Here is a 12,897-nt window from a genome sequence, read left to right as displayed (position 1 = left end):
CAACACTCCCCGCCACGTTGACGTCACCCCGTGTCGGCGGTCGTCCGACGCGCCCCCTGTCAGGAGGACCCCCCCATGGGCCGTTATCTGTTGAGACGGCTACTGCAACTCGTCCCGGTCTTCATCGGTACGACGTTCCTGATCTACTGGCTCGTCTGGTCCGTGCCGGGCGACCCGTTCGCCGGCAAGTGCGGCGACCGCCGGTGCCCGGACTCGTACATCAACTTCATGACCGAGAAGTACCAGCTCGACCAGTCGATCTGGGTGCAGTACGCCACCTACATGAAGAACCTGTTCCAGGGGGACTTCGGCGTCACGTACAACAACCGCGCCGTCGGCGACATCATCGCCACCGCGTACCCGAACACCCTGAAGCTCGCCGTGGTGGCCCTGGCGATCGAGGCGATCATCGGCCTGAGCGCCGGTGTCCTGACCGGTCTGCGGCGCAACGGCTTCCTCGACAACCTGGTCCTCGTCTCGACGCTCTTCCTGATCGCGCTGCCGGTCTTCGTCGTCGGCTTCGTCCTCCAGTGGCTGCTCGGCGTGAAGTGGGGCATCGTCCACCCGACGGTCTCCAGCGAGATGCGGCTGTCCGAGCTGCTCCTGCCGGGCTTCGTGCTAGGCAGCGCCTCCATGGCGTACGTCGCCCGGGTGGCCCGCACCAGCATCGCGGAGAACCGCCGCGCCGACTACGTCCGCACCGCCATCGCCAAGGGCCTGCCGATGCGGCGCGTCGTCGGCGTGCACCTGCTGCGCAACTCGCTGATCCCGGTCGTCACCCTGCTCGGCACCGACCTCGGTGCGCTCATGGGCGGCGCCATCGTCACCGAGGGCATCTTCGGCATCAACGGCATCGGCCGCGCCGTGCTCCGGGCGATCGTCACGAAGGAGAGCGCTACCGTTGTCTCCATCGTGGTGGTCCTGGTGCTCGTCTACCTCCTGATGAACCTGCTGGTGGACCTGCTCTACGCCGCTCTCGACCCGAGGATCCGCTATGAGTGAGCAGCGTCGCGAACGAGTCAAGAACGCAGCGTGCCGGGGCCACCGTCCCGGCACCGAGCGCAGCGAGGTGGCGGCATGAGTGACCCCAGCACCGCATCGATCGTCTCGACCCCGCCGGCGACCATGCCCACCGAGGCTGGCTCCGGCGCGCCCGTCGACGCCGGCCTGCCCGAGAACGCCCGCAAGGAGAAGCCGCGCGGCCTGCTCGGCGACGCCTGGCGCGACCTGCGCCGCAAGCCGCTGTTCTGGATCTCCGCGGCCCTCATCGTGATCTTCGTGCTGATGGCGGCCTTCCCGTCGCTGTTCAGCTCCGGCGACCCGGTCAACGGCGCCCTGGCCAACAGCCAGGTCAAGCCGTCCGCCGACGCCTGGTTCGGCTACGACGTGCAGGGCCGCGACGTGTACGCCCGGACGATCTACGGCGCGCGCGCCTCGATCGTGGTGGCCCTGATCTCCACCATCGGCACGCTGCTGATCGGCGGCGCGATCGGCATGATCGCCGGCTACGCCGGCGGCTGGGTCGACGCCCTGCTGTCCCGCTTCGCCGACATCTTCTTCGGCCTGCCGTTCGTGCTGGGCGCGATCGTCATCCTGACCACCTTCAACGGCGCCGAGTCGAGCAACGGTGAGTGGCAGATCATGGGACTGGTCATCATGTCCCTGGTCGTGCTGAGCTGGCCGGTCGTGATGCGGCTGATGCGCTCCTCGGTGCTGGCCACCAAGGAGGCCGACTACATCGTCGCGGCCCGGGCGCTGGGCGCCGGCCACGGCCGGATCATCCTCAAGCACCTGCTGCCGAACTGCCTCGCCCCGCTGCTGGTCTACGGCACGATCATGGTCGGGTCGTTCATCGGTGCGGAGGCCACGCTGTCGTTCCTGGGCATCGGCCTGAAGACCCCGGTGGTCTCCTGGGGCATCATGATCAGTGAGGCGCAGAACTACATCCGGGTCTCGCCCTTCCTGCTCTTCTTCCCCTCCGCGTTCCTCGTCACCGCCGTGCTCAGCTTCGTGATGCTCGGTGAGGCGGTCCGCGAGGCCCTCGATCCGAAACTGCGCTAGGGGAGATTGAGTTGTCCGACATTCTCGTGTCCGAGCAGTCCAAGCCGGGTGCCGCCGGATCCGGCCGCCCCTCGGGTCGCCTCCTGGAGGTCGAGGACCTGCGGGTCGAGTTCCGCACCCGCGACGGCGTCGCCAAGGTCATCAACGGCGTCACCTACCACGTCGACGCGGGGGAGACCCTCGCCGTGCTCGGCGAGTCCGGCTCCGGCAAGAGCGTCACGGCGCAGACCATCATGGGCATCCTCGACACGCCGCCCGGCTTCGTCACCGGCGGCCAGGTGCGCTTCCACGGCAAGGACATGCTCACCATGTCCGCCGAGGAGCGCCGCCGCATCCGCGGCGAGGGCATCGCGATGATCTTCCAGGACGCGCTCTCCGCCCTGAACCCCGTCTTCACCGTCGGGTTCCAGATCGCCGAGCAGTTCCGCATCCGGCGCGGCCTCAGCCGCGCCGACGCCAAGAAGCGCGCGATCGAGATGCTCGACCAGGTCAAGATCCCGAACGCCAAGGGCCGGTTCAGCAACTACCCGCACCAGTTCTCCGGCGGCATGCGGCAGCGCGCGATGATCGCGATGTCGCTGGCGCTCGACCCGGAGGTGCTGATCGCCGACGAGCCCACCACCGCGCTCGACGTGACCGTGCAGGCCCAGATCATGGACCTGCTCGCCGAGCTCCAGCGCGAGCGGCAGATGGGCATGATCCTGATCACCCACGACCTCGGCGTGGTCGCCGACGTCGCGGACCGGATCGCGGTCATGTACGCGGGCCGGATCGTCGAGGAAGCCAACGTCTACGACCTGTACGCCAAGCCGGCGCACCCGTACACGATGGGCCTGATCGACTCGATCCCGCGGATGGACGAGCGGGGCCAGCAGCTCCGCACCATCAAGGGCCTGCCGCCGAACCTGATGAACATCCCGCCGGGCTGCCCGTTCAACCCGCGCTGCCCCATGGCGCAGCCGGTCTGCCGGGAGAAGCTGCCACCGTTGCTGCAGATCGGCACCGACCGGGCGAGCGCCTGCCACTTCGCTGAGGATCTGGTGAACCGTGACTGAGAACATCCTCGAAGTCCGTGACCTGGTCAAGCACTACCCCGTCACCCGCGGCGTGGTGTTCAAGAAGACCATCGGGCACGTCAAGGCCGTCGACGGGGTGTCGCTGGAGCTCAAGGCCGGCGAGACGCTCGGCGTGGTCGGCGAGTCCGGCTGCGGCAAGTCCACGCTGGCCCGGGTGCTGATGAACCTGGAGCGGCCGACCGCCGGCAGCGTCAACTACAAGGGCCAGGACATTTCCAAGCTCTCCGGCGGCGCGCTGCGCCGGTTGCGCCGCCAGATCCAGCTGGTCATGCAGGACCCGTACACCTCGCTGAACCCGCGGATGACGGTCGGCGACCTGATCGGCGAGCCGTTCGAGATCCACCCCGAGGTGGCCCCGAAGGGCAGCCGGCGGGACAAGGTCAAGGAACTGCTCGACCTCGTCGGCCTGAACCCGGAGCACATCAACCGGTACCCGCACCAGTTCTCCGGCGGCCAGCGGCAGCGCATCGGCATCGCCCGGGCCCTGGCACTGCGGCCGGAGATCATCATCTGCGACGAGCCGGTGTCGGCCCTGGACGTTTCCATCCAGGCCCAGGTGATGAACCTGCTGGAGAAGCTCCAGGCCGAGTTCGGCCTGTCGTACGTCTTCATCGCCCACGACCTGTCGGTGGTCCGGCACCTGTCGGACCGGGTCGCGGTCATGTACCTCGGCAAGATCGTCGAGATCGGCACCGAGGACGAGATCTACGAGCGCCCCACCCACCCGTACACGCAGGCGCTGCTGTCGGCGGTGCCGGTGCCGGACCCGACGCTGCGCGACCAGAAGGCGATCATCCGGCTCACCGGAGATGTGCCGTCGCCGGTCAGCCCGCCCTCGGGCTGCCGGTTCCGCACCCGGTGCTGGAAGGCGCAGGACGTCTGCGCCGAGCAGGTCCCGCTGCTGGAGATCCGCTCCGGCTCGGACCACCCGAGCGCCTGCCACTTCGCGGAGAAGCGCGAGATCGTCGCCAGCCACGAGGCGTGAGCCTCCCCGGCTGACCGACCGAGTCCCGCCTGACCTGCCGAAGCTCGACCGGCCTGCGACATCCGACCGCCTGCCGGCGTCCCCAGGACGCCGGCAGGCGGTTCTCCGCCTGGGCCCGCCTGCGCCCCTACAGCGGGCCGCGGCCGGCGCGGAGCAGCAGCAGGGCCAGCTGGGTGCCGTCAGCCCCGAGGACCTGCCGGAACCGCTCCAGGATCTCCCGCTCCCGCGACAGCACCAGCCGGGTGCCCCCGGAGGCCATCCGGGTCGCGCCCACCTCCTGCGACAGGGCGGCCCGTTCCTGCCACAGGGCGATCAGCGTGCGGTCGATCTCGTCGATCCGCTCCCGGATGGCGACGATCCGCTCCGCCGCCACCGAGTCGTCGGTGCCGGTCCGGGTCGACCCGGCAGCCGACGGCGCCGCCTCGCCCCGCCCGCCGCCCGTGTTGCCCGCCTTGCCGGCGGAAGCCGGGCCGCCGCTGCCGCCACCCACGTTGCCGGCCTTGCCGGCGGCACCCGCGTTGCCGCTGCCGGCGGCACCCGCGCCCGCGTTCCCGTTGGCGGGCAGGCCAGCGCCCGCGTTCGCGCCGCCGACAGCGCCCGCGTTCCCGCTGCCCGTGCCACCGTTGCCGGCGTTGGCCTGGACGCCGCCGCTCTGGTCACCCTGCGACCGCGACCGCGCCAAGCTGCCGTTCTGCTCCATCACGTCTGTCATCATCGCCGTACCCCTCGGACGTCGGGCCCGGTGCCCGGATCCCGGGACGGAAAAGCCCCGGGCTCTCCAGAGCCCGGGGCTTTCGTAGGTCTGATCTGATCAGGCGCGACCCACGGCTGCCGGACTCCCGGAGCCGTAGTAAAAGTAGAAGCGCTGACCGAACACGTCGTCGAGTATGCCGACCTCCCGGCCACCTGCGCAAGCACTGCCGCCCACTCCCCGGGCGGGAGGTGTGAGAAGGGGCCCCTTCTCGACCGTGTGCGTCGACAAGGGGCCCCTCCTTACCAGCTCAGCCGAGGCGGGTGATGCGGTTCGCCGGACCCGGGGCGACCGGGTCGCCCGCGCCCACGTACGCCACCAGCGCGTCGACGTCGAAGCCGGGGGCGGTGGTGCGGCCGGTGCCGCCCTTCAGTTCGGTGAAGCCGTCGCCGCCGTTGGCCAGGAAGTCGTTCGTGGTGACCTTGTAGCTGGCCGCCGGGTCGATCGGGGTCCCGTTCAGCGCCAGGGCGCTCACCCGGGAGCCCGCCGGGGCGGTGCTGTCGTACGAGTAGGTCAGCCCGGCCGAGACCTGCAGGATCCGCTGGGCGGTCTGCCCGTTGAAGCCCACGAACTGCTGCTCCAGCACGTTCTTGAGCTGCGCCCCGGTGAAGGTCTGGGTGACCACGAGGTTGTTGAACGGCTGCACGGCGAACGCCTCGCCGTAGGTCACCTCGCCCGGCGCCTCGCCGCCGGCCGACGCCCCGTACGACATGGAGGCCCGCACGCCGCCCGGGTTCATGAGCGCGATCTGCGCCCCGTTGCTCTTCGTGTACGCGAGCTGCGCGTCGGCGATCACGTCGCCGAGCGGGCTCTCGCCGTTGGGCAGGGCGTCGCGGACGATGTCGGCGCTGATCTTGCCGACCACCTTGTTGGCGATCGGGGCGACCGCCGTGCGGTACTTGTCGGCCAGCGCCTTCGCGCCCGCGTCCACCAGGTCGGGGTTGCGGGCGTACACGCCGGGGCTGGTCTGCTGCCAGGTGCCGTCGGCGTTGCGGACGCCGTTCTCGACGATGACGTTGCGGGCCGAGATCCCGGTGAACCGGCCGGTGCGCCGGTTGAGGGAGTAGTCGACGTCGGTGATCAGCTGGCCGTTGTTGCCGGCGCTGGTGACCACGCTGGGCTGGCCGGACGAGTTCGGCAGCGAGCACGAGTAGAACCGGTGGGTGTGGCCGGAGACGACCAGGCCGAACTCGGGCCGCAGGCCCTTGACGATGTCGACGATCGGGCCGGAGAAGTTGGCGCAGTCGGAGACGCCGGGGGTGCTCGGCGGCGGGGACTGCGCGCCGCCCTCGTGCACCAGCAGCACCATCGCCTTGACGCCGAACAGCTTGAGCAGGCCGCCCCACTTGTTGGCGGTCTCCACCTCGTCCTTGAACGTGACGCTGGTGATGCCGGCCGGGTTGACGATGCCGGGGGTGCCCTCCAGGGTGACCCCGACGAAGCCGACGGGCACGCCGCCGACGAACTTGACGTCGACCGGGGGCAGGATCGGCAGCTTGGTCTTCTTGCTGATGGTGTTGGCGGCGAGGTAGGTGAACTTCGCGCCGGCGAAGCCGTCGCCGTCCTGGCAGCCGTCGACCGGGTGGCAGCCGCCCTTGTTGAGCCGGATCAGCTCGTCGACGCCCTCGTCGAACTCGTGGTTGCCGACGGAGCTGATCTCCAGGCCGATCTCGTCCATCAGCTCGATGGTCGGCTCGTCGTGGAACGCGGCGCTGACCAGCGGCGTCGCGCCGATCAGGTCGCCCGCGCCGACGGTGGTGGTGACCCGCCCCTCGGCCTTGGCCTCGGCGCGCAGCTTCTTGAGCCAGGTGGCGAGGTATTCCACGCCGCCGGCCGGGGTGCCGTTGACCACGGCGCCGCTGCCCGCCGGCGGGTCGATCGCGCCGTGGAAGTCGTTGTAGCTGAGGAAGTTGCCCTTGACCTCGCCGCCGGTGGGCTTGGCGTAGGAGACCGAGACCGGGGCGAGGGCCGCCCAGGGGTCGGCGGCCGGGGCCGGCGCGGGCCGCGTGGCGGCCGGCAGCGTGGCGACGACAGCCAGTGCGAGGGCCGGCGCGGCGAGGTGACGCAGCACCGCCCGACCGCGCGAGCGCGGTTGACTCATGGTTTTTCTCCCAAAATCGTGTACGGGGGAGGAAGTGGGGGTTCACCAGCCATCGTTGTGGATCGGGGACGGCCGCGCCAGAGCCGGACGGGTGACGGGTTGGTCTCTTCCTGGTGTCCCCCGGTCTCCCCGCTCGCCCTGACCGGTCGCGTCGGGGGCCGCGCTGTCGGGAAGTGTCCGGCCGGCGGCATAGACTCGCCGTGCGATGCAGCCTCTCTTCGACATCCCCGCGTCCCCGTCCGAGCCCGAGCCCGCGCCGGCCCCGCCGCGCCGGTCCGGCCCGGCCGTCCGCCTCGACCCGCAGGCCCTGGTGGAGGGCCTGAACGGCCCGCAGCGCGACGCCGTCGTGCACGCCGGCTCGCCGCTGCTGATCGTGGCCGGCGCCGGCTCCGGCAAGACCCGGGTGCTCACCCACCGGATCGCCTACCTGCTGGCGGCCCGGGACGTCCACCCCGGCGAGATCATCGCGATCACCTTCACCAACAAGGCCGCCGGCGAGATGAAGGAGCGGGTGACCCAGCTCGTCGGCCCGCGTGCCCGGCTGATGTGGGTGTCGACGTTCCACTCGGCGTGCGTGCGCATCCTGCGGGCCGAGCACGAGCACGCCGGCCTGAAGTCGAGCTTCTCGATCTACGACGCCGACGACTCCCGCCGCCTGATGCAGCTCGTCGCCCGCGAGCTGGACCTGGACCCGAAGCGCTACCCGGCGCGGGGGCTGGCCGCCCAGGTGTCCAACCTGAAGAACGAGCTGGTCGACCCGGAGGAGTTCGCCGGCCGGGCCAAGGGGCCCAACGAGCGGGCCCTCGCCGAGGCGTACACGCTCTACCAGCGGCGGCTGCGCGAGGCGCACGCGCTGGACTTCGACGACCTGATCATGACGACGGTGCACCTGTTCCAGTCCCACCCGCACGTCGCGGAGGGCTACCGCCGCCGGTTCCGGCACGTGCTGGTCGACGAATACCAGGACACCAACCACGCGCAGTACACGTTGATCAAGGAGCTGGTCTCCGGCACCGAGGGCATCGAGCCGGCGGAGCTGTGCGTGGTCGGCGACGCCGACCAGTCGATCTACGCGTTCCGGGGCGCGACGATCCGCAACATCCTGGAGTTCGAGCGGGACTTCACCGACGCCCGGACGATCCTGCTGGAGCAGAACTACCGCTCCACCCAGACCATCCTCAACGCCGCCAACGCGGTGATCGACCGCAACACCTCCCGCAAGCCCAAGCGCCTGTGGAGCGACGCCGGGGCCGGCGAGCAGATCGTCGGGTACGTGGCCGACACCGAGCACGCCGAGGCCGACTGGGTGGGCCGGGAGGTCGACCGGCTGGTCGACGACGACGAGGCCCGCCCCGGCGACGTGGCGGTGTTCTACCGCACCAACGCCCAGTCCCGGGTGTTCGAGGAGGTGTTCATCCGGATCGGCCTGCCCTACAAGGTGGTCGGCGGGGTGCGCTTCTACGAGCGCAAGGAGGTCCGCGACGCTTTGGCTTACCTGCGGGCGGTGGTCAACGACGACGACACGGTCAGCCTGCGCCGCATCCTCAACACCCCCCGCCGGGGCATCGGCGAGCGCGCGGAGGCGTGCGTGGAGGCCCTGTCCAGCCGGGACCGCATCTCCTTCGGGGCGGCCCTGCGCCGGGCGGGCGACGCGCCGGGCATCTCCACCCGGGCGGCCAACGGCATCGGCGACTTCGTGGCGCTGCTCGACGGGGCCCGGGAGCTGGCCGAGACCGGCACCCCGGAGGAGGTGCTGGAGGCGCTGCTGACCCGCTCGGGCTACCTGACCGAGCTGGAGGAGAGCCTCGACCCGCAGGACGCCGGCCGCGTCGACAACCTCCAGGAGCTGGTGAGCGTCGCCCGGGAGTACACGGAGCGGGTCGAGGCGCTGGGGGAGGAGGGGGAGCGGGCCACCCTCGCCGGCTTCCTGGAGCAGGTGGCGCTGGTCGCCGACGCCGACCAGATCCCCTCCGACGACCCCGACCACCAGGGCGTGGTCACCCTGATGACCCTGCACACCGCCAAGGGGCTGGAGTTCCCGGTGGTGTTCCTGACCGGGCTGGAGGACGGCGTCTTCCCCCACCTGCGCGCGCTGGGCGACACCCGGGAGCTGGAGGAGGAGCGGCGGCTGGCGTACGTGGGGATCACCCGCGCCCGGCAGCGCCTCTACCTGTCCCGGGCGGTGACCCGCTCGGCGTGGGGGCAGCCGGCCTACAACCCGCCGTCGCGGTTCCTGGAGGAGCTGCCGCCGGAGCTGGTCCGCTGGGAGCGCACCGAGGGGACGTACACCTCGTGGGGCGGCGGTGGTGGCGGCGTCGGCGGGCGCGCGGACCGCACGCCGCGCGGCGGCGGCTTCACCGGGGGCACCCCGAAGGCCGCGCAGCTCGCCAAGCGGCTCGGCGTCGACGGCAGCCGGCTGGCCACGGCCAGCGAGCTGCCCCAGGGCCCCAAGGTCGCGGCCGGGGACCGGGTCAACCACCAACGGTACGGCCTGGGCCGGGTGCTCGCCGTGGAGGGGCACGGCCCGGGGGCGCGGGCGCAGATCGACTTCGGTGACCAGACGATGTGGCTGGTGCTGCGGCACGCCCCGATCGACAAGCTCTGAGCCGGCCGACGACCATGGACGAGACGCTCACCCGGATCAACGAGGGCGTGCAGTTGCACCACCAGCAGGGCCGGCGCGAGGCGGCCCGCGACCTGTTCGCCCAGGTCTGGGAGGAGATCGGCGGGAAGCGGGGCGATCCGCTGCACGTGTGCGTCCTCGCGCACTCGATGGCCGACGTGCAGGACGACGTCCACGAGGAGCTGCTCTGGGACCAGCGGGCCCTGGCGGCGGCCGACCTGCTCACCGACGACCGGGTGGCGCAGGCCGGGGTGCCGATGTCGGTGGCCGCTCTCTATCCGTCGCTGCACCTCAACCTCGGTGAGTGCTACCGCAGGCTCGGCGACCTCGACCGGGCCCGCGAGTGCCTCCGGCAGGCGCGGGCGGGCATCGACGCGCTCGGCGACGACGCGTACGGGCAGCTGATCCGGAGCGGCCTGGACAGGCTGGCGCAGCAGTTGGGCTGACCGGGTGGGCGCCGGCCGCCGTGGTCGCCTCGGCGGCCGGCGCGTCGCCGGGCGGTCAGCAGGCCACGTCGATGCCCCGGGCACGCAGGAACGGCGCGGGGTCGATCTGGTTCCACATCTGGCCCTGGTGCACCTCGAAGTGCAGGTGCGGGCCGGTGGAGTCGCCGGTGGAGCCTTCGTAGCCGATGACCTGGCCCGCCTTGACCTTGTCGCCGACGCCGACGGCGGTGCGGCTCTGGTGGGCGTAGTGGGTCAGGTAGCCGTTGCCGTGGTCGACGAAGACGGAGATTCCGTAGCCGTCGCCGACGTCGCCGGCCTTCACGACCGTGCCTGCGGCGGCGGCGTGGATCGGGGTGCCGGCGGGCATGGCGAAGTCGATGCCGGCGTGCAGGGCACCCCCGCGCGGGCCGTAGCAGGAGGTGATCGTCGCCCCCGCCATCGGGATGACCCAGGCGGGTGCGGGCTTGCTGGTCTTCTTCGGCGCGGGCTTCGGGGTCGGCTTGGGCTTGGGCTTCGGCTTGGCGGTGGCCTTCGTCGCCGTCGGGCTGGGGCTGGCGCTCGACGGGCTCGGCGAGACTGTGCTGGGGCTGGCGGCGGGGCTGGCCGACTCACGGTCGGCGCGGTCGGCGCGGGCGGCGGCCTCGGCGCGGGCCGGGGAGTCGACCGCCACGGTGGCGGGGGCCGGGTCGTCGTCGCTGGCGGTGGTGGCGACGGCGGCACCGGCGAGACCGAGCCCGAGCAGGGCGACCGCGCCGACGACCAGGACCCGGGTGCCGGGCCGGGGGCGCATCCGGTGGCGGGCCGGCGCGTCGGGGGTGCTGCTGTTGCGGATGTTCTCTTCGTGCACGGCGGACCTACACCTTCGAGGGGACGTGGACCTCGAAATACTGGTGTTCGTGCTGGTGAGGAGGCGGGTGGGGGACGGGGGAACCGGCGTGGGCGCAGGAGGGCGGTGTCCGCCGCGTCCCGGGGTCGACCCGCTCGTCCCGATAATTGATCATCAGTGATGTGTGGCTGGTCACATCAGGGGCTGTGACGCAGCAGACATTCCGGCGGGGGTGCAGCACGAAGAACCGCCCGGATCGGTCGATCCGGGCGGTCAACGGTCGATGCGTAGCGTCAGGAAGCGGCTACGTCGCTGTAGTACAGCTCGATTTGCATCTTGATGTCCACTCCGCGCTCCTGCAGCCACGGCACCGGGTCCAGCGGGTCCCCGTTGACATGGATCTCCAGGTGCAGGTGGGAGCCGTAGGAGTGGCCCGTGTTGCCGACCAGGCCGAGCTGGTCGCCGGCCTTGACCTGCTGCCCCTCCTTGACGCTCACGGCGGAGGAGTGGCCGTAGATGGCCTCGCTGCCGTCGGCGTGCTTGACGATCACCGCGTAGCCGTAGCCGCCGAACCAGCCGGCCTTGGTGACGGTGCCCTCGTGGATGGCCACGTACGGGGTGCCCTCGGGGGCCACCAGGTCGATCCCGGTGTGCAGCTTGCCCCAGCGCATGCCGTAGGGGGAGTTGAAGTCGTAGCCCTGCAGCGGCAGGAGCCAGACCTCCTGCTCGCCGGCGGCCTTCGTCTCGGCCCGGCTGTCGCGGGAGGCCCGGTCGGCGGCGTCCGCGCGGGCCGCCGCGTCCTGGCTGGTGATGGAGGCCTGCTTCAGCTCGTCGAGGACCGACGGGCTGACGCTCTTGGCGTCCGGCAGGGCTCCCGCGCCGATCGCGACGATGCCGGCACCGACGAACGCGGTGGTGACGACGGCGGCGTAGCGGCTCCGCGGCGGGGTGGGTACGCGGCGGCGGCCGCGATATCGATCGGGCTCAGACGACAGGCGCTGGCGCACGCACACCCTCCGTTGTCGGGGTTCCGATGCGGTCGGCCGGCGCTCGTGAAGCGGTGGTGAACGTCGGCTGGCCGCGTCGTCACCCGTCCGTGGACCTGATGACAACCGTGGACACGGTAGCCAACCGCCACGCCCGTCACAAGCCAGACGGGGTAATTGGCGTGTCGATCTGTCCGTTTACGTCCTTTATTGTCACGCCTCGTCACTTGGTCATACGTGCCCTCACCTGCCCGTTCGTCGCGCACCGTGACCGCTGTCGCCCGAATGTCCGACCCCCTGGCCCGGCCCCCTAGGCTCCTCCTTCGAAGGGCCGGTCGGATTCCCTGCCGACGACCCGCCGGGTTACCGTTCGTTCAGGTGACAGTCGTAGCGCCCTCGAAAGGTGTCCGCTGATGAGCTCTCGTATCCGGGTCGTCGTCGCGAAGCCGGGCCTCGACGGCCACGACCGGGGGGCCAAGGTCGTCGCCCGCGCCCTCCGCGACGCCGGCATGGAGGTCATCTACACCGGCCTGCACCAGACCCCGGAGCAGATCGTCGAGACCGCCATCCAGGAGGACGCCGACGCGGTCGGGCTCTCGGTGCTCTCCGGCGCGCACATGACCCTGTTCCGGCGGGTCGTCGAGCTGCTGGGCGAGCGGGACGCGCAGGACATCGTCGTCTTCGGCGGCGGCATCGTCCCCGACGCCGACATCCCCGAGCTGGAGCAGCTCGGCGTCAAGAAGATCTTCACCCCGGGTGCGACCACGCAGTCGATCGTCGAGTGGGTGCGGGCCAACGTGGCCCAGCCGGTCGCCTGACCCGCGCCCCGGCACCTTTCCCCGGGCAGGGGGGAGGGGCCGGACGCACCCCTCACACGTCCGGCCCCTCTATGCACGATGCCCCGCCGCCACCCCTCGACCGACAGGGCATCGGCCGTCTCCCGTCTTTGCGCTCAGCAGCGCTCCGACACCTGACTCAACGACGCCCTGACCGTGGGGTTACGCCGACCTGGGAACATCGTCTGCGGAATTCCCACGCGCGC

General features: G+C 71.2%; 11 protein-coding genes. 7 read left to right on the top strand and 4 right to left on the bottom strand.

Annotation, left to right across the window (positions count from 1 at the left end; all coding sequences use genetic code 11):
- Window positions 1–75: 75 nt before the first annotated feature.
- From LPU61_RS08915 to LPU61_RS08900, 4 genes are all read left to right on the top strand, one after another.
- Window positions 76–1,002: an ABC transporter permease gene (locus LPU61_RS08915; RefSeq protein ID WP_043965684.1), complete on the top strand. Its 927-nt coding sequence runs from the start codon at window positions 76–78 to the stop codon at window positions 1,000–1,002.
- A gap of 75 nt (window positions 1,003–1,077) precedes the next feature.
- Window positions 1,078–2,061, top strand: coding sequence for an ABC transporter permease (locus LPU61_RS08910; RefSeq protein WP_229404684.1), 984 nt, complete (start codon window positions 1,078–1,080; stop codon window positions 2,059–2,061).
- Between the two features lie 26 nt (window positions 2,062–2,087).
- Window positions 2,088–3,116: an ABC transporter ATP-binding protein gene (locus tag LPU61_RS08905; protein ID WP_043965688.1), complete on the top strand. Its 1,029-nt coding sequence runs from the start codon at window positions 2,088–2,090 to the stop codon at window positions 3,114–3,116.
- Window positions 3,109–4,122 carry an ABC transporter ATP-binding protein gene (locus LPU61_RS08900; protein WP_074472595.1) on the top strand — a complete coding sequence of 338 codons (1,014 nt, stop codon included), beginning with the start codon at window positions 3,109–3,111 and terminating at the stop codon, window positions 4,120–4,122. The genes LPU61_RS08905 and LPU61_RS08900 overlap by 8 nt, the downstream gene beginning before the upstream one ends.
- 127 nt (window positions 4,123–4,249) lie before the next feature.
- Here the strand turns inward: LPU61_RS08900 and LPU61_RS08895 are convergent, their stop codons facing one another.
- Both LPU61_RS08895 and LPU61_RS08890 read right to left on the bottom strand, forming a co-directional pair.
- Window positions 4,250–4,612 (bottom strand): chorismate mutase, encoded by a 363-nt coding sequence (locus tag LPU61_RS08895; protein ID WP_043966542.1) that lies wholly within the window; start codon window positions 4,610–4,612, stop codon window positions 4,250–4,252.
- 511 nt (window positions 4,613–5,123) lie between these two features.
- Window positions 5,124–6,974, bottom strand: a complete 1,851-nt coding sequence (locus tag LPU61_RS08890) for a bifunctional UDP-sugar hydrolase/5'-nucleotidase (protein ID WP_229404683.1) — start codon at window positions 6,972–6,974, stop codon at window positions 5,124–5,126.
- Between the two features lie 205 nt (window positions 6,975–7,179).
- Here LPU61_RS08890 and pcrA point away from each other — a divergent pair, with 205 nt between their 5' ends.
- On the top strand, window positions 7,180–9,579 hold the full coding sequence (gene pcrA, locus LPU61_RS08885; protein ID WP_043965694.1) for a DNA helicase PcrA: 2,400 nt from the start codon (window positions 7,180–7,182) through the stop codon (window positions 9,577–9,579).
- Window positions 9,580–9,593: 14 nt separating this feature from the next.
- Complete coding sequence (locus LPU61_RS08880; protein ID WP_229404682.1) at window positions 9,594–10,043, top strand: tetratricopeptide repeat protein; 450 nt, start codon at window positions 9,594–9,596, stop codon at window positions 10,041–10,043.
- A gap of 55 nt (window positions 10,044–10,098) precedes the next feature.
- On the opposite strand, the gene LPU61_RS08875 is transcribed toward LPU61_RS08880, so the two are convergent.
- Both LPU61_RS08875 and LPU61_RS08870 read right to left on the bottom strand, forming a co-directional pair.
- Entirely contained in the window at window positions 10,099–10,833 is a 735-nt protein-coding gene (locus LPU61_RS08875; protein ID WP_229404908.1) for a M23 family metallopeptidase, read from the bottom strand.
- A 329-nt stretch (window positions 10,834–11,162) separates the two neighbouring features.
- The gene (locus tag LPU61_RS08870; RefSeq protein WP_043965697.1) at window positions 11,163–11,876 is read right to left on the bottom strand and encodes a M23 family metallopeptidase; all 714 of its coding nucleotides are present in this window, start codon (window positions 11,874–11,876) and stop codon (window positions 11,163–11,165) included.
- 392 nt (window positions 11,877–12,268) lie between these two features.
- Here LPU61_RS08870 and LPU61_RS08865 point away from each other — a divergent pair, with 392 nt between their 5' ends.
- Window positions 12,269–12,673, top strand: a complete 405-nt coding sequence (locus tag LPU61_RS08865; protein ID WP_043965699.1) for a cobalamin B12-binding domain-containing protein — start codon at window positions 12,269–12,271, stop codon at window positions 12,671–12,673.
- Window positions 12,674–12,897: the final 224 nt, after the last annotated feature.

The sequence above is a fragment of the Micromonospora sp. NBRC 110038 genome (assembly GCF_020884815.1).
Lineage (GTDB): Bacteria > Actinomycetota > Actinomycetes > Mycobacteriales > Micromonosporaceae > Micromonospora > Micromonospora haikouensis.
This window is presented reverse-complemented; position numbering and strand designations above follow the sequence as displayed.